Source organism: Ensifer sp. D2-11 (assembly GCF_054161295.1).
Map to the genome: position 1 here is coordinate 1,523,349 of NZ_CP096434.1, position 16,212 is coordinate 1,539,560.

14 protein-coding genes are annotated in these 16,212 nt (G+C 63.4%); 11 read left to right on the forward strand and 3 right to left on the reverse strand.

Annotated elements, in window-relative coordinates:
* Positions 1 to 58 precede the first annotated feature (58 nt).
* Genes M1D34_RS24205 through M1D34_RS24215 form a run of 3 tightly spaced genes read right to left on the reverse strand, consistent with a single transcriptional unit; the run spans position 59 to position 2,979 of the window.
* Positions 59 to 460, reverse strand: coding sequence for a response regulator transcription factor (locus tag M1D34_RS24205; RefSeq protein WP_498782729.1), 402 nt, complete (start codon positions 458 to 460; stop codon positions 59 to 61).
* Between the two features lie 14 nt (positions 461 to 474).
* Positions 475 to 1,134: a response regulator transcription factor gene (locus M1D34_RS24210; protein WP_498782731.1), complete on the reverse strand. Its 660-nt coding sequence runs from the start codon at positions 1,132 to 1,134 to the stop codon at positions 475 to 477.
* A 9-nt stretch (positions 1,135 to 1,143) separates the two neighbouring features.
* On the reverse strand, positions 1,144 to 2,979 hold the full coding sequence (locus M1D34_RS24215; protein WP_498782733.1) for a sensor histidine kinase: 1,836 nt from the start codon (positions 2,977 to 2,979) through the stop codon (positions 1,144 to 1,146).
* 294 nt (positions 2,980 to 3,273) lie between these two features.
* Between M1D34_RS24215 and M1D34_RS24220 the strand changes: the two genes are divergently transcribed.
* The 11 genes from M1D34_RS24220 (at position 3,274) to M1D34_RS24270 (ending at position 16,196) form a co-directional block, all read left to right on the forward strand.
* Positions 3,274 to 4,497, forward strand: coding sequence for a hypothetical protein (locus tag M1D34_RS24220; protein WP_498782735.1), 1,224 nt, complete (start codon positions 3,274 to 3,276; stop codon positions 4,495 to 4,497).
* 118 nt (positions 4,498 to 4,615) lie between these two features.
* The gene (aspT, locus tag M1D34_RS24225) at positions 4,616 to 6,304 is read left to right on the forward strand and encodes an aspartate-alanine antiporter (protein WP_498782737.1); all 1,689 of its coding nucleotides are present in this window, start codon (positions 4,616 to 4,618) and stop codon (positions 6,302 to 6,304) included.
* 24 nt (positions 6,305 to 6,328) lie between these two features.
* Positions 6,329 to 7,750 carry a bifunctional aspartate transaminase/aspartate 4-decarboxylase gene (locus tag M1D34_RS24230; protein WP_498782739.1) on the forward strand — a complete coding sequence of 474 codons (1,422 nt, stop codon included), beginning with the start codon at positions 6,329 to 6,331 and terminating at the stop codon, positions 7,748 to 7,750.
* Positions 7,705 to 7,914 (forward strand): hypothetical protein, encoded by a 210-nt coding sequence (locus M1D34_RS24235; RefSeq protein WP_498782741.1) that lies wholly within the window; start codon positions 7,705 to 7,707, stop codon positions 7,912 to 7,914. Before M1D34_RS24230 ends, M1D34_RS24235 begins: the two co-directional genes overlap by 46 nt.
* Before the next feature lie 80 nt (positions 7,915 to 7,994).
* Positions 7,995 to 9,668 carry an aspartate-alanine antiporter gene (aspT, locus tag M1D34_RS24240; protein WP_498782743.1) on the forward strand — a complete coding sequence of 558 codons (1,674 nt, stop codon included), beginning with the start codon at positions 7,995 to 7,997 and terminating at the stop codon, positions 9,666 to 9,668.
* 121 nt (positions 9,669 to 9,789) lie between these two features.
* Positions 9,790 to 10,761 (forward strand): AAA family ATPase, encoded by a 972-nt coding sequence (locus M1D34_RS24245; protein WP_498782745.1) that lies wholly within the window; start codon positions 9,790 to 9,792, stop codon positions 10,759 to 10,761.
* A 15-nt stretch (positions 10,762 to 10,776) separates the two neighbouring features.
* Positions 10,777 to 11,772, forward strand: a complete 996-nt coding sequence (locus M1D34_RS24250) for a DUF58 domain-containing protein (protein WP_498782747.1) — start codon at positions 10,777 to 10,779, stop codon at positions 11,770 to 11,772.
* Entirely contained in the window at positions 11,773 to 12,294 is a 522-nt protein-coding gene (locus tag M1D34_RS24255) for a DUF4381 domain-containing protein (RefSeq protein WP_498782749.1), read from the forward strand.
* Positions 12,281 to 13,285: a vWA domain-containing protein gene (locus M1D34_RS24260; protein ID WP_498782751.1), complete on the forward strand. Its 1,005-nt coding sequence runs from the start codon at positions 12,281 to 12,283 to the stop codon at positions 13,283 to 13,285. Before M1D34_RS24255 ends, M1D34_RS24260 begins: the two co-directional genes overlap by 14 nt.
* Positions 13,282 to 14,850, forward strand: a complete 1,569-nt coding sequence (locus tag M1D34_RS24265) for a VWA domain-containing protein (RefSeq protein WP_498782753.1) — start codon at positions 13,282 to 13,284, stop codon at positions 14,848 to 14,850. Before M1D34_RS24260 ends, M1D34_RS24265 begins: the two co-directional genes overlap by 4 nt.
* Positions 14,847 to 16,196, forward strand: coding sequence for a BatD family protein (locus tag M1D34_RS24270; RefSeq protein WP_498782755.1), 1,350 nt, complete (start codon positions 14,847 to 14,849; stop codon positions 16,194 to 16,196). The genes M1D34_RS24265 and M1D34_RS24270 overlap by 4 nt, the downstream gene beginning before the upstream one ends.
* The last annotated feature ends 16 nt before the right edge of the window (positions 16,197 to 16,212 follow it).

Genomic DNA, 16,212 nt, shown 5'->3' on the forward strand with positions numbered 1-16,212 from the left:
GAAACGTGTGTAACGGCTTTCCTTCCGGAATTGCGCGGTCTCAAGGATTTAGCGCGTCCTATTGGACGCGCGGCTCCGTTGTAGGACGCCGATCGCCTCCCACCGCTTCGATGGCCGAGAAAAGCGTATCGCGGGAGAGCGGCTTGTTGAGGAAGCCCGCTGCGCCGGCCCGCATGCAATTCTCGCGCACACCGTCTTCATCCGCGCCCGTTATGACGATAACGGCCAGCCTCGGCCGCCGCGCGCTGAGCTCGTGCAATATGTCGAGCCCGTTCATGTTCGGCATGTGAAGATCCAGCAGAACGCAGGTCGGCTCGGTTTCTTCGAGTTCCTCCAGAAACGTCTCGCCGGAGGCAAATGCCACCGGCTTGAAGGACAATGACAGTACGAGACGGCAAAGTGCGCGACGAACCAGCTCGTCATCGTCCACAATCGCAACTATGCGCTGTTTCTCGCTCATTCACCATTCATATATCATGGCCCGGTTTGATCGTAGTTGGACTTGGGCCCAATGTCCCCACCTGCCGGTTCTGCAATCGCGACGAGGCGAACGAGGTCGGCGACCGTTCGCACGCCCAGTTTCGCCATCATGCGGCCGCGGTGAACCTTGATGGTCTTTTCCACCGTTCCGAGATCGGCGGCTATCTGCTTGTTCAGGAGACCGGCCACGACGAGATGCATGACCTGCGTTTCGCGCGCCGTGAGGCTGTCGAGCCGCTTTACCACGCTCGCCTTCCTCTCTTCCATCTCGCGCCGGGACCGTGCGCGCTGGCGCGCGACGCCCACGGCGGCCAGCAGGGCATCGGCCTCCACCGGTTTCGTAAGGAAGTCCACGGCCCCCGCCTTCATCGCCCGAACGCTTGCGGGGATATCGCCTCTCCCCGTCAGAAAGACGATCGACTGGCTTCCGCCTGCGGCGGCCAGTGCTTCCTGCACGAGGAAACCGTCGGAGTCCGGCAGGCCGAGGTCAAGAATGACGCAATCGGCCGTGTCCAGATCGTCCGATGCCAGGAACGCGCGAGCACTCTGATACACCGTCACGTAGTACCCCGAAGCCGAGAGCAGTCTCCTCAAAGACCGCAACACGAACTCGTCGTCGTCAAGCAGCAGTACTTTACCGGCGCTGTCCCCCATCATGCACCTCTAGGCTGAAGGCAGAATTACTACGGCCCGCGCTCCCCGCTTCACACCGTCGTCAAAGAATAATTTCCCGCCCTGAGCCTCGACGATGCTTCGGCAGATTGCGAGGCCGAGGCCGAGACCGCCCTTCTTGGAGCTCACGAACGGCTTGAATATTTCGCTCTGCATCTCGGCCGGTATGCCCGGCCCCATGTCCGCCACGAACAGTTCACAATAGCCATTCTTGCCCTTGTCGACACCGATTTCAACCCTCCGTTGCCTCGGCGGGAGGTCTGCCATGGCGTCGGCCGCATTTACGAGCAGATTGAGGATCACCTGCTGGAGCTGCACGAGGTTTCCCTTGACCCGAACGCTCGCCAGCTCATCATGTACCTCCACCTCGGTGCGACGCGCCACCATCTCTGCGCGGGCCAGAGCAACGGTCTGGCGGACCGCCTCCTTCAGGTCGAGGATTTCCTGCGAAGATTCGCCCTTCAGCATCATGCTGCGCAGCTGCGAAATGACCGACGACGCCCGTCTGTCGTCCGCGGCGATATCGTCGAAGATCGCCCGAATTTCGCTCATGTCCGGGGTCGTTTCCGTGGAGAGCTTCTGCCCCGCCTCGGCGTTGGCGAGAATGGAAGTCAGCGGTTGCGTCAGCTCATGCGCGAAGGCACCGGAAAGCTCGCCGAGCTGCGACCGCCTCGAGAGATGGGCAAGCTCGATGCGTTCGGAGGCAAGGGTCGCTTCGAGCCTGCGGCCCCGCTGGTTCTGATAGACGAGTGCGGCAATGGTCAGCATTTGCGCGGCGATCACGAGGAAGGCCGCGCTGATGGGTATGCGGTAACGCTCCCAGGCACTTGGCGCATAGTTCCTGATTTCGGCCTCGGCGGGTATCAACACGTCATCGATCCCAAGACGCTGGACTTCACGCCAGTCGACGAGCGCCGTCTCACGCGCGGGCGTAGTCTGGGGCGCCGAAAGATCGCCCCGCATGATGTCCAAGGACAGCGCCGCCATTTGTGCTCCGATCGACTGGAAGGTCCCGACATGGCCGCCCAGAACATTCGAACCGAAATAGGAACTGTACACAGTGTAGACCGGCGCGCCCGACGCAGCCGCGATCTTCCTCGCCGCGTCCCGCGGGACGAATTTCGTGCCCTCCGCGTCCTGAAAGACGGTGAGTATCACGAGGGCGGCATCGGACGAGAGTCCTGCGGCGGCGCTTCGGAAACCGTCGAGGGAAAGGCCGGAAACATATTCGACGTCAAGGCTCGCGTAACGCTCCCCCAGAACCGCGAGCGCCGTCTCGCCCCATTTCCGGTCGAAGGGCGCCGAGCCGTACATGACCACCACCTTGCGTGCCCTCGGTTGAAGGCGACTGGCAAGCTGGACTGTCTTGCCCAGATCGAAGCGGCTGACGACGCCCTTGACGTCGGCCGGCAGAGTCTCCACGACCGAATTCTCGGTAACGGCACCGAAAACCACGGGGACATCCTTGGCAAAACGATCGCGCATCTCCAGCACGAACCGCAACGCCCCCGGGCCGCCGGTCACCACGACGTCCAGATCCATTCGCCCGTATTTGGCCTCGAGAAAGTCCGCAACGCGGCGGGAATGGTCCGGCGACGTAAAGCGCAGTGTGTCGAGATATTCCGTGTAGTATTCGATGTGTTCGGGCGCGTTTGCCTCCATATACTCGCCGAAACCCGACGCGATCTGCCTGGCGGCAAGAAGCGTGCTTTCGCTTTCATAGACCAGCAGCACACGCCGGGGCACGGCGGCCCGCGCAGCGAAGGCCCCCGCCAACAGGACGATCAAAGTAACGATGACCGCTCGCGGCCGAATTCGCAGCACCATGCCCCCTGGCCGTACCTCATGCATTCCCAACCGGCGTGCCCAAGTATCAGACCCGAATGACAAGCCGATAACAATTCATCGTTGTGCGACTTGCTCGACTCAATTGCAATCCACAAATATTAAGGGGTATTCCCCCCCAAAATACAGCAAATCCCAGCCTCTCGACAAATATTCGGCCGATCCGTTGGCCCTTGGTCCATCTATCGCTCATGCCGAAAATCGCTGATGGATAGACCATGGACTCTCCGGCGCAGCAATGCCGGACCTATCCTTGAGCAATGAACTATGGTGGTCATGAGCGTGAACGGTGTTACACATCCGTCGACGGACAATGACGCGGTAGATAAATCCCCCTCTCCCGGTCTTGCCGATTTCCGCGCGTCCCATGGCGGGCCGTTTTTCGAGTTGCAGGCGCAGCTCAAGCTGCTTCGGGAAAACACGCTTCGGTCGGGGACGAGAGCGATCCTTTTCGTTGCGCTGGCCTGGGGCGTACCCTTCCTGCTCGGGATTCCGCGCAGCTTCTCGCTCGATCACAGCCAGAATGCCTATCTCGCGGACCCCGGAGTATGGGCGAAATTCTTCATCGGCATTGGCGCTTTCATTCTGGCGGAACAGCAGGTCGAGCGTGGTCTCAGGGCCCGACTGGCGCAGTTCGTGCGCGCTCCGATCATCGCGCCGACCGCGACGACGCAAGCCACACGCGACCTGTCGGAGGCGCTGCGCCGACGCGATTCGCGCGGAGCGGAACTCGTCTGCCTGGCCGTCGCGATATTCGCAGCAACCCTGTCCTACCTCAACTTCCACACGGTCGACGTGTCCTCCTGGGCGGTCGAGCATCGGCCTGAAGGCAACAGGATCACTGCCGCCGGCTGGTGGTCGATCTGCGTCAGCCTTCCCCTCTTCGTCTTTCTTTTTCTGCGAGGCATGTGGCGGCACCTCGTCTGGGCGCAACTGCTGCGCCGCATAGCCAGGCTCGACCTCCGGCTCGTTGCGACCCATCCGGACGGCAAGGGCGGACTGGCTTTCCTCGCACAATATCCGAACGCCTACGTCTTCTTCGTCTTCGGCATGAGCTCGGCAATCGCGGCGGCGATCGCAAAGAACCTCCTGCAGGAAAGTCTTTCGATGACGACATTCAGCATGGTCATGACCGGCTGGCTGGCGATCGTCATAGCATTCTTCGCCTACCCGCTTTCAGCCTTCACGCCTCCGCTCTCCCGCCTGAAGCAAAACGGCCTGGCATTGCTCGGCGCGCAGGCGACGCGTTACCACCGGGCGGCCGAACGCAAGTCCGCCGGCCGAAACATCTTCGAAGATCCGACGCCGGAGCCGGCGGACGATATTCCCGATCCGAGCAAGCTCTACGAGGCGACCCAGAAGCTCAAAACCATGCTGGTCAGCCGGGAGGCGGTGGTACCGGTGGCCGCAGCCGCGCTCATCCCTTTCGCCGTCGCCGGCGCAACGAAGCTGCCCTACAAGGAGGTATTTTCCGTGATGAAGAAGCTGCTCCTCCTGTGAGGAGCGGCGTCGATCCGCGCCGATAAAAGGCTTCGGGGCCGGCCAAGTCCGACCCTGCACTTTCGAGTGCACCATTCTGGACGTTCGTGTTTTTCAAATCATTTCAACGGGGGCCTCAGTGACGTTCATCCAGTCTCTTCTGCACCAGTCTCCCGAAATCGCGCTGTTTCTGGCGCTCGCGGGCGGGTATTGGATCGGCAAGTTCCAGTTCGGCAAGTTCCAGCTTGGCGGCGTGGCCGGTTCGCTCCTCGTCGCAGTCCTGATCAGCCAGATCGGCGTGACCATAGACAACGGCGTCAAGGCCGTCCTGTTCGCGCTCTTCATTTATGCCGTCGGCTTCGAAAGCGGGCCGCAATTCTTCCGTTCTCTCGGCCGGCAGTCGATACGCGAGATCATCATGGCCGCGGTCCTGGCGATCACCGGCCTCGTCACCGTCATCGTTCTTGCCCGCCTGTTCGGGCTCGACAAGGGGCTGGCGGCGGGGATCGCCGCCGGCGGCTTGACCCAGTCCGCGATCATCGGCACTGCCGGCGCGGCCATCGGGAAACTCGGCCTTGCCGCCGAGGAGGCGCAGAGGCTGCAGGCCAATGTCGCCATCGGCTATGCCGTCACTTACATCTTCGGCTCCTTCGGCGCGATCATCGTCTGCGTCAACATTCTCGAATGGTTCATGGGCCGCAGCATCCGCGACGACGCGATCAAGGCGGAAGCCGAGATGCTGGCCGGCGCCAGCGTCTACGGCATAGGCGAGCAACCGGCGCTGCCCATGCTGGTCGGGCGCCTTTTCAGCGTCGGCAAGGCCGCCGGCCGTACGATCTTGGAACTCGAGGGACAGGGGCCGGCCGCAACGATCTCGATCGAACGCGTCAAACGCGGCGGCAAGCTCATCGGCAACGACCCGGGGCTGAAGCTTGAAACCGGCGACATCGTGCTTGTCGTCGGCCGGCGCGACGCCGTCGTTTCGGCAGCGCCGATGCTCGGAGGCGAGCTTCAGTCCTCCGAAGGGATGGATGTCATCGTCGTCACGCGCGACGTCGTGATCTCCAATCGCGATTTCGTCGGTCATACGGTGGCGGACATCCGCGAGAAGACCACTCCGGAACTGAAGCACGGGATCTTCGTGATCGAGGTCAAGCGCGGCGGGCAGAAACTTGCCCTTGCCAAGGACACGCTGATCGCAGCCGGCGACGTGGTAACCCTTTACGGCACGACCGACGACGTCGCACGTGTCGCAAAGCGCGTGGGGACCACCATCGTCCCGAGCGACAAGACCGATTTCGTCTATCACGGACTGGGGCTGGTCTTTGGCCTTCTCGTCGGTCTGATCGTGGTCCGCCTTGGCTCGATACCGCTGACGCTTGGAAGCGGCGGCGGCGCACTTTTGTCGGGCCTCTTCTTCGGTTGGCTGAGGACGCGGAACATGGCGATCGGCAACATGCCGACCGGCGCTTCGACGCTTCTGCGGGATCTGGGTCTTGCCGGCTTCGTGGCGGTGGTCGGCCTGCAGTCGGGGCAGCAGGCCGTGACGACGATCGCCGAGCACGGCCTCTCGATCTTCCTGATCGGCGTGGTGGTCACCATCCTTCCGCTGCTCGTCACCATGGCGGTCGGCAGATATCTGCTGCGCTACGACAATGCGGCCATCTTTGCCGGCGCCCTTTCAGGTTCCCGCAGTGCCAACCCGGCTTTCGGCGAAATTCTGGACAAGGCCGGCAATTCCGTTCCGACCGTTCCCTTCGCAATCACCTATGCCCTGGCGAATGTCTTCCTGACATTGCTCGGGCCGCTGGTCGTCGCTTTTGCATGATCTCGCTCATGAGGGAGAACCCCGATGAAGACAGACTATAGCCGCTATGCAAAACTGAGCCCGTTCGAGCTGAAGGACGAACTGATCAAGCTCGCCTCGGCCAAACAGAACCGCCTGATGCTGAATGCCGGCCGCGGCAATCCGAACTTTCTGGCGACGCTTCCTCGCCGCGCTTTCTTTCAGCTTGGCCTCTTTGCGACCGCCGAGTCGGAGCTTTCCTTCTCCTATCTCCAGAAGGGTATCGGAGGATTGCCCAACATAGAGGGCATCGAGTCCCGGTTCGAGCGCTTCGCCTCTGAAAACCACCATATGGAGGGAGTTGCCTTTCTGGCGCGCGCGCTGAGCTATGTGCGCGACCAGCTTGGGCTTTCCGCCTCCGAGTTCCTGCATGAAATGGTCGAAGGCATTATCGGCTGCAACTATCCGGTTCCGCCGCGAATGCTCAAAATAAGCGAGGAAATCGCCAAGCATTACATCGTCAAGGAGATGGTTGGCGGCTTTTTGCCGCCAAAGAGTATCGATCTGTTTGCCGTCGAAGGCGGTACGGCGGCAATGACCTACATCTTCAACACCCTCAAGCAGAACCACCTCGTGAAGAAAGGCGACAGGGTTGCGATCGGCATGCCGGTCTTCACGCCCTACATCGAAATCCCGGAACTCGATGAATACGCACTTGAGGAGGTGGCGCTGAACGCGGATCCGGCCAATGGCTGGCAATATTCCGACGAAGAGCTCGACAAGCTGAAAGATCCCGCGATCAAGGTCTTCTTCTGCATAAATCCCAGCAATCCCCCATCGGTGAAACTCGACGACAGAAGCCTGAAGCGGATCGCCGACATCGTCGCCAACGACCGCCCGGATCTCATCATTCTGACGGATGACGTCTACGGCACATTTGCGGATGATTTCCGGTCGCTCTTCGCGACATGCCCGCAGAACACTATCCTCGTCTATTCCTATTCGAAATATTTCGGTGCGACAGGATGGCGGCTCGGGGTGGTCGCGACGCATCGGCAGAACGTCCTCGACCAGAGGCTCGCCGATCTTCCCGAGGAAGCAAAGGAGGCGCTCGACCGCCGCTATGGTTCGCTGTTGCCGGATGTGCGCTCGCTGAAGTTCATCGACCGGCTCGTCGCCGACAGCCGAACGGTGGCCCTCAACCACACCGCCGGCCTCTCGACCCCGCAGCAGGTGCAACTCGTCCTCTTCTCGCTGTTCGCGCTGATGGACGAGGCAGACAGCTACAAGACATCGCTCAAAAACATCATCCGCAAGCGCGAGGCGGCGCTCTATCGCGAACTCGGCCTGTCCCTGGAGGCCGATCCGAATGCCGTCGACTACTACACCCTGCTGGACCTCGAGGATCTCGCCCGCAAGCTTTACGGCAAGGAATTCGCCAAATGGGTGACGAAAAGTTCAACGGCCGTGAACTGCTGTTCCGCATAGCCGACGAGACGGGCATCGTGCTTCTGCCGGGAACGGGCTTCGGTACGCAGAAACCGGCTGGCCGCGCCTCCCTCGCCAATCTCAACGAATACGAATATGCCGCGATCGGGCAGGCTCTCAAGCGAATGGCAGATGAATTCCACGAGGAATACGAGAAGCGCTGATTTCGCTCTCGTGCGGGCGGCGATGTCGCCCGCACGAGACTGGAACTCCATCGACCCTTCGATGCGCAACGGACTTTTCCATGTCGTTTCTGACCGACCCTGTCATAGCCCTCTTCATATCGCTCGCGCTCGGCTATCTCATCGGTCGGCTGAAGGTCGGCCCCGTGCAACTCGGCGGGGTTTGCGGGACGCTTTTCGTGGCGCTCGCCCTAGGACAGCTTGGAGTGCGGATAAGCCCGGATCTCAAGGATGCCGCTTTCGCCCTCTTCATCTACGCGCTCGGCTTCTCGGCCGGACCGCAGTTCTTCGCCAATATCCGCGGCGGATGGCGATACGGGATCTTTTCGATCATCGAGATTGTTTGCGTCCTCCTGCTCCTGGCGGTATCGATCCTCGTCTTTCGGCTCGACGTGGGCACGGCCGCGGGGCTCTTTGCCGGTTCGGCGACCGAGTCCGCCGTCCTCGGAACCGCATCGGAAGCGATTTCGCACCTCCCTTTGCCGCCCGGGGACATCGAGCTCCTGCAAGCGAATGTCGCGACCGCCTATAGCCTCACCTATCTCTTCGGCCTCATCGCCATCGTCATCTTCACGACCCAGATCGCCCCGTTGATCCTGAAGGTCGATCTCAGAAAAGAGGCGCAGGAGCTCGCGCGCAAGCTCGGCTCGACCGATGAGGAGGACGACCAGGCGGAAGGCCTTCCCATATTCGTCGGCCGCGCCTTCCGGGCCGGCCCTGCAGCGGGCCAGACCGTCGGCGAATTCGAGAAAAGCCGGAACTTTGCCGTCGCTCTCGAACGCGTGCAGCGCCACGGCGAAATTCTCGAAACGACGGGCGATTTCCTGCTGGAGCCGGACGACATCGCGTTCGTGCGCGGACGCCGCAACGCTGGGATCGCGGTTCGCGACCGGCTGGGCGACGAAGTGCCGGTTCCCCAGGAGACGAGTTTCGCCCTGACGACACGCGACGTCGTGCTCGTGCGCAAGGAGGCTTTCGGCCGCCAGATACGGCAGTTGAGGCAGATGGCGGCGCCCGAATTGCAGCGCGGCATATTCATCTCGAGCGTCCGTCGCATGGGACAGCACATCCCCGCGCTCTCCGGGACGATCCTCCAGCAAGGAGATATCGTTACGCTCTACGGTCCAGAGCAGGCAGTCTCTCGGGCTGCCGCCGAACTCGGCAAGACGCTGCCCCCGGGCGAGAGGACCGATTTCATCTTTCTCGGGCTCGGCATCGTCGTCGGTCTCCTGATCGGCCACTTCAGTCTCACGATCGGCGCGCTGGAGCTGACGCTCGGCTCGGGCGGCGGTGCCTTGATCTCCGGGCTTGCCTTCGGCTGGCTCAACATGCGCAACCCGGCGCGCGCCAACCTGCCGGTCGCCGCCGCGGACTTCGCCAAGGAGTTCGGTCTGGCAGCGTTCATCGCCGCGATCGGCCTCAGCGCCGGACCCGACGCGATCGACCTGGTCATGCAATACGGCCTGATCCTGCCGGTCCTGGGCCTGCTCGTCTCTTTCATCCCGGCTTTCGTCTCTTTGCTGGTCGGCTCGAAGCTGATGAAGATCGAAACGCCTATTCTCCTGGGCGTGATCGCCGGGCAGCATTGCAGCACGCCGACGATAAGCGCGCTCGTCTCCCAGGCCGGGAATTCCATTCCCGTGATCGGATATACGGTTACCTACGCGATCTCGAACGTATTGCTGCCGCTCATGGGGCCTGTGGTGGTCGCCCTGGCCGCGATGCTGGCGAGTTAACGCATGCCAAGGGAAGCTGCATAACCTTGGTGCGTATCTTGATGCAGCCTTCACGTGCACGGCGCAGTGCACCGAAACCGAAATGCTCGAATGCGTACGCGAATGGACAGAGGGGAACGCGATGGGAAACCGGGAAGACATCCAGGCACTCGGCAAAAGGATCGGGCAATCGATCATCGGCCAGGAAGCCATGATCGAGCGTCTCCTGCTCGGCCTGCTCGGCAACGGCCACCTTCTTGTCGAGGGTCTGCCCGGGCTTGCCAAGACCAGGGCGATCAAGAGCCTCGCCAGGAACCTCGAAGCGAGCCTGTCGCGCATCCAGTTCACCCCCGACCTGCTGCCCTCCGACATCACCGGCTCCGAAGTCTATTTCAGCGAAGGCGGCAAGGGCGAGTTCAAGTTCCAGGAGGGGCCGGTCTTCGCCAATCTGATCCTCGCCGACGAGATCAACCGCGCGCCGGCAAAGGTGCAGTCGGCATTGCTCGAGGCGATGGAGGAACGGCAGGTCACGGTCGGCGGCCAGAGCCACCCGCTGCCGGCCCTCTTCCTTGTGATGGCAACGCAGAACCCGATCGAGCAGGAGGGCACCTATCCCCTGCCCGAGGCTCAGCTCGACCGGTTCCTGATGCAGGTCCGCGTCGACTATCCGGATGCGAATTCGGAAGTCGCAATCATGGAGCTCGTCCGTTCCGAGGAAAAGGAGCCGCACGCCAAGAGCGCCGAGGTGCAGAAGCTCGCCGCCGAGGTGGTGCTCGCCGCGCGAAGGGAGATATCGGAGGTTGCCGTCTCCAAGGCGGTCGAGGACTATATCGTCGCGCTCGTCATGGCGACGCGCTATCCTGACAAGATCGATCCGGAGCTCGCCAAATGGATCCAGGTCGGCGCCAGTCCGCGCGGCGTGATCGGGCTCGATAAGGTCTCGCGTGCTCACGCTTGGCTGAAGGGCCGCGATTTCGTGACGCCGGACGACGTCCAGGCGATCGTAAACGACGTATTCCGCCACAGGCTCGTGCTCTCCTACGAAGCCCATGCCGGCGGGATCACCGCGGACCAGGCCGTCGACCGGATCGTGGAGAAAGTGGCAACTGCCTGATCGGGAGGACTTGCGATGGCAATTTCCCTGCCCGCATTCGGAAGAACGAAGGAGATCGTACGCCGGGCCGCTGGCGATACGGATGGCGCCTACGTTTCCGTCGACAATCTCGTGGCGCTGGAATCGATCGCCTCCGACCTGACTTTCCTGCGCAAGGCCCCCGTTCGCCGCTTCCTCGCCGGGCGCCATGAATCGCGCATGCGCGGTCGTGGCCTCAGCTTCGAGGAACTTCGAACCTATATGCCGGGAGACGATATCCGCACGATCGACTGGCGCGTCACCGCCCGCACCGGGCAGCCATTCGTGCGCGTCTATAACGAAGAGAAGGACCGCCCCGCCCTCATCATCGTCGACCAGCGCACCAACATGTTCTTCGGAAGCCGCCGGTCGATGAAATCGGTAGCCGCCGCCGAGGTTGCGGCGCTATGCGCCTGGCGCGTGATGGCGCTCGGCGACCGCGTCGGCGGCGTGGTCTTCAACGACTTGGAGCAGGAAGCCATCCGGCCGCACCGGAGCCGCGGGGCCGTCATCCGTTTCGCCGAAACGATTTCGATCCAGAACAATGCGCTCAGCGCAGGTTCCGATATCGAGAGGTCGCCCGGTCAACTGAATGCCGTTCTCGGCAAGGTCGCAGCCCTCGCCCGGCACGACCATCTGATCATCGTCGTCAGCGATTTCGACGGGCATGGGCCGGCGACACGCGACCTTCTTCTGCGCATGTCCGTCGCAAACGACGTCATCGCCGTCCTCGTCTACGATCCCTTCCTTCTCGACCTGCCGCACCAGGGCGAGATGGTCGTGAGCGGCGGCGCGCTCCAGGCCGAGCTGCAGTTCGGCCGCGGCAATGTTCGCGAGGCCGTAGACAGTTTTGCGCGCAACAGGGGCCGCGAACTGCTTTCGTGGCAGGAAGAGATGGGGCTGCCCATGCTGCCCGTCTCCGCGGCCGAAGAAGTGGCACCGCAATTGCGCACGCTCCTCGGCCAGCTCGCCTGGCGGCAAAGGAGGCGGTAGATGGACCCTACCCCCGCGCCCGACCCGATGCTCGGCGCCACCCTAAGGCAGATGGCCGATATCGCCTTGCCGCCGCCCGTATCGATGATGCCGGCCACTTGGGGCTGGGCGGCGCTCCTTGCGGCGGTCGTGCTCGTCCTCGCCGTGGTCCTCCGGCGCCGTCTCCGCCGACGCGCGCGGAACCGTTATCGGCGGGAAGCGCTCGCGGAACTTTCGACGCTGGAGAAAGCCATCGATACGCCGGCCGGGCGCAGGCACGCTTTGCAAAGCCTGCCAGCGCTTCTCAAACGCACCGCGCTCGCGGCCTGGCAGAGGGAAACGGTCGCCTCCCTCAGCGGGGAAGGCTGGTCCGATTTCCTGCGCGCACATGCGGGCACGGCAAGGATAGACGATGAAGCCTATCGTTTCTTCGCCGAGAGCGAATACCGCCCGTCGGACCTAGCCGCGACGGACGAGGCTAGGGCGCGTCATAGCCTCGCGGCGGCACGCCAATGGATCGAGGCCCACGATGTACGTCCTTGACCATCCCTGGCTCCTCATGCTCCTGCCCGCGCCGCTTCTCGTCTGGTGGCTGCTGCCGCCGTACCGGGAGCAGACGCCGGCAGTGCGCATTCCCTTCTTCGAGGACATCACCAAGGCCGCAGGCACCGGCCCGACGGAAGGCTCGGTCGTGCCGCGCGCCAACCTGCTGCAAAAGATCATCGCCCCGGTCTGCTGGCTTCTGGTGCTGACGGCGCTCGCCCGCCCGCAATTCGTCGAGCCGCCGATCGAGAAGACCGAGCCCCAGCGCGATCTCATGCTCGCCCTCGACCTTTCCCAATCGATGGACACGCGCGACTTCAGCGATCCGCAGGGCAATCTCGGGGCGCGGGTCGATGCGGTGAAGGGCGTGGTGGCGGACTTCGTCGAGCGCCGCCCGCATGATCGGCTGGGCTTGATCGCCTTCGGCGACGCTCCCTACCCGCTCGTTCCCTTTACCATGGATCATACGACCGTCCGATCCATGCTGACGGGCGCCTTGCCCGGAATGGCCGGCCCGCGAACCGCGCTGGGCGACGCGATCGGGCTGTCGATCAAGCTGTTCGAGGAGAGCCAGGCGCCCGACAAGGTGCTGGTGGTCCTGACCGACGGCAACGACACCGCAAGCAAGATGCCGCCCGACAAGGCAGCCGAGATCGCGGGTCAGAACAACATCCGCATCCATGCGATCGGGATCGGCGATCCAAATGCCGAGGGGGAGGAGAAGCTCGACACGGCGGTTCTGCAGAAGATCGCTTCGGCGACGGGAGGGCGATATTTCTTCGGCCAGGACCAGCAGGCGCTTGCAGATATCTACGCGCTGCTCGACAGCATCACGCCGGCGAACCAGAAGACGCTGAGCTGGCGTCCGCGCATCGAGCTGTTCCACTACCCGCTGGGTGCCGCCGTTCTTCTCGTGCTCGGCTATCACGGCCTGATGTGGCTGCTGTCGATCCGCGCCGCCCGCAGGCGAAACAGCGAGACAGACGCATGATTGCCGATTTCCACTTCCTTCGCCCGTGGTGGCTGCTGGCGGTCCTGGCGGCGGGACTGCTCGTATGGCTCATGCGCCGGCAATCGGATATGCGCTCCCGCTGGAAGCACCTGATCGCGCCTAATCTGCTCGATCACCTCCTCATCGAGGGTGGCCAGGCGCGCACGTTCCGGCCCGTCTATCTGGTGGCCGGCCTGATTGCCCTCTCGGGCCTTGCCGCGGCCGGCCCGACATGGGAACGCGAGCGTCCGCCCTTCGTGGAAGACACGGCGCCGCTCGCGATCGCGGTCGACCTCGGCCAGACGATGAATGCGACCGACATCTCGCCGACACGGCTCGAGCGCGCCAAGCTCAAGGTGCGCGACATCATGGCCAGACGGAAAGGCGCCCGGACGGCATTGTTCGCCTATGCCGGCTCGGCCCACATGGTGCTGCCTCTGACCGAGGACGCGTCGCTCGTCGCCACCTATCTCGCAGCGCTGTCGCCAGCGCTCATGCCCGTTGAAGGCAAGGATACCGCCATGGCGCTCGAAGCCGCAGAGGCGGCCCTGGCCGCCGAGCCGGCGCCGGGCACGATCCTGTTTCTGACCGATGGGGTCGAGCAGGGCGCATTTGCCGCTTTCTCGCAATATAAGGGCCGCAACGACCTGATGGTGCTGGGCATCGGCACCGATGAAGGCGGCCCCGTGAAGATCGGAAGCGGCGCGTATCTGACGGACGGCACCGGCGGTCGCGTCCAGGCGCGACTCGACGTCGACGCCTTGAAGGAACTTCAGTCGGCCTCCCCTACGCAGGTGGCGACGGTCACCCTCGATGATGGCGACGTCGACTGGATCGTCCGGCGTATACAGACGTTCTTCGCACAAAGAACGGAGGAGGGTCTTACCCGTTGGCGCGATATGGGCTGGTACCTGACCATCGCGATCGCGATCCTGGTCGCGTTCACCTTCCGCCGCGGTCAGAGCGTCCGTTGGCTCGGGGCAATCGTGGTACTCCTGTCGTTCGCCATCTCCGGGCGGGCGGAGGCGGCGGACTTCGTGGGCATGTGGCTGACGCCCGACCAGCAAGGGCAGCGCGCTTTCTCCCGCGGCGATTATGCCGCCGCGGCTGAACACTTCGCCGAGCCGCAATGGCGCGGTGTTTCGCTCTATCGCGCCGGCCGTTATCAGGACGCGATCGACGCCTTTGCCCGGTCCACGGCACCGGAGAGCTATTTCAATCAAGGCAACGCCCTGATGCATCTGGACAAGCCGGACGAAGCGATCGCCGCCTACCGGCAGGCTCTTAAGCAGCGCGCCGATTGGGCCGAGGCAAAGACCAATCTGGCGCTGGCGGAACGGCGCAGGAAAGAGAAGGACAAGCAGGAAGAGGAAAAACAGCAGGAGGCCGCCGGATTGGACCCGGACGACGTCCAGTTCGACGACAAGGCCAAGCACGGCAAGGAAGGTCAGGTCCAGGCCGGCGCGCAGACGGCGGAGATGTGGATGCGCAACATCCAGGTTTCACCGGCCGCGCTTCTGGCACGCAAGTTCGCGATTGAGGCATCGGAAGGGGACCGGCAATGATGACGCGAGCGTCCCGTTTGTACCGGCTCATTGCAGCGCTGTTCTGCTGGATCGCTGCCGCAGGCCCGGCGCTATCCGCCGATCCGCTCGCCCGGGCTTCACTGCAGTCGAAGGGAACGCTCTATGCCGGCCAGCAAATTCTCATAGACGTCGACGTGCTCGTCCCGAACTACTTCCTGCAGCCGCCGCAATTCCCCGTGATCGACCTCCCGGGCGCGATCGTTACGCTTGACGACGGGCGGGCGCTCTACCTCAACGAAACGATCGACGGAGCCGCTTACTCCGGCATTCGCCGCACCTATATCGTCACGCCCCAGTCGCCGGGCGACTTCAGCTTGCCTCCTGCCGTGATCACTTTCGGCTATGCGGCAGTCCCCCCTCAGGCCACCCGCGGCGAAGTTACGCTTCCACCGCTTCGCTTCACCGTTCGGGAAGCACCGGAGAGTGCCGGTGAACGTCCCGGTGTCGTTGCCGCGAAAGTCAGCATCCGCCAGGAGCTGGATCAGGATCCGGCAGTTCTGAAGGCGGGTGACACACTGGTCCGGACGATCACCGTGCGCGCCGAAGGCCTTCGCGCCATGATGATCCCCGAACCGGATTTTTCAACCCCCGAGGGGGTGCGCCTCTACCGGCAGGATCCCGCCCTTTCGGAAGAAACGGACCGCAACGGCCAGTCGATTGCGGGCATCCGCAAAGACGTTGCAAGCTATCTCTTCCGGGAGCCCGGCACCTATGTCCTGCCTGCGGTGACCCTGAGCTGGTTCGACCCGGCCTCGGCGGCGACGCAATCGACAAACGCGCCCGCCGTCAGCGTGACCGTTGCAGCCGCGGCCACGCGCTCCCCGGCCATCGCGCCTCCGGCGCCCGAGCCGCAACGCCCGCCCTTCGACTGGCTGCATCTGGCTGTGATCGGCGGTGGCGTGTTGCTCATTGCCCTCGTCCTTTGGGCTTCGGCCAACGGACTGAGTCGGCTCGAAGCATGGTGGCAGGAGCGCCGCTCGAAAGAGCGGCAGTCGGAGCCGGCATTTTTCCGGCAGGTGGAGCAGGCCTGCAGGAGCGGCTCGGACGAGGCCATCGCACGCGCGCTCGACGCCTGGTCGCGCAAGGCGGGAGTGACGCCGCTCGAATACTGGCTCGGCCGTTTTGCCGACGCCGAGACGCAGCAGGTTTACCAGGACCGGCAGGGGGCGCTTTACGGCCTTGCGGAGGCATCTTCCCGGCCGGTGCGCGGAGACCTGTTCCTTCCGGGGCTGAAAAAGGCACGGAAGATCTGGTTGACGCAAGGCGAGAAGGCGCCCGGACGACGCGTGCCCGCCTTGCTCCCCCTCAACCCGACCATGCCGTGACTCGAGGAATGCGAAA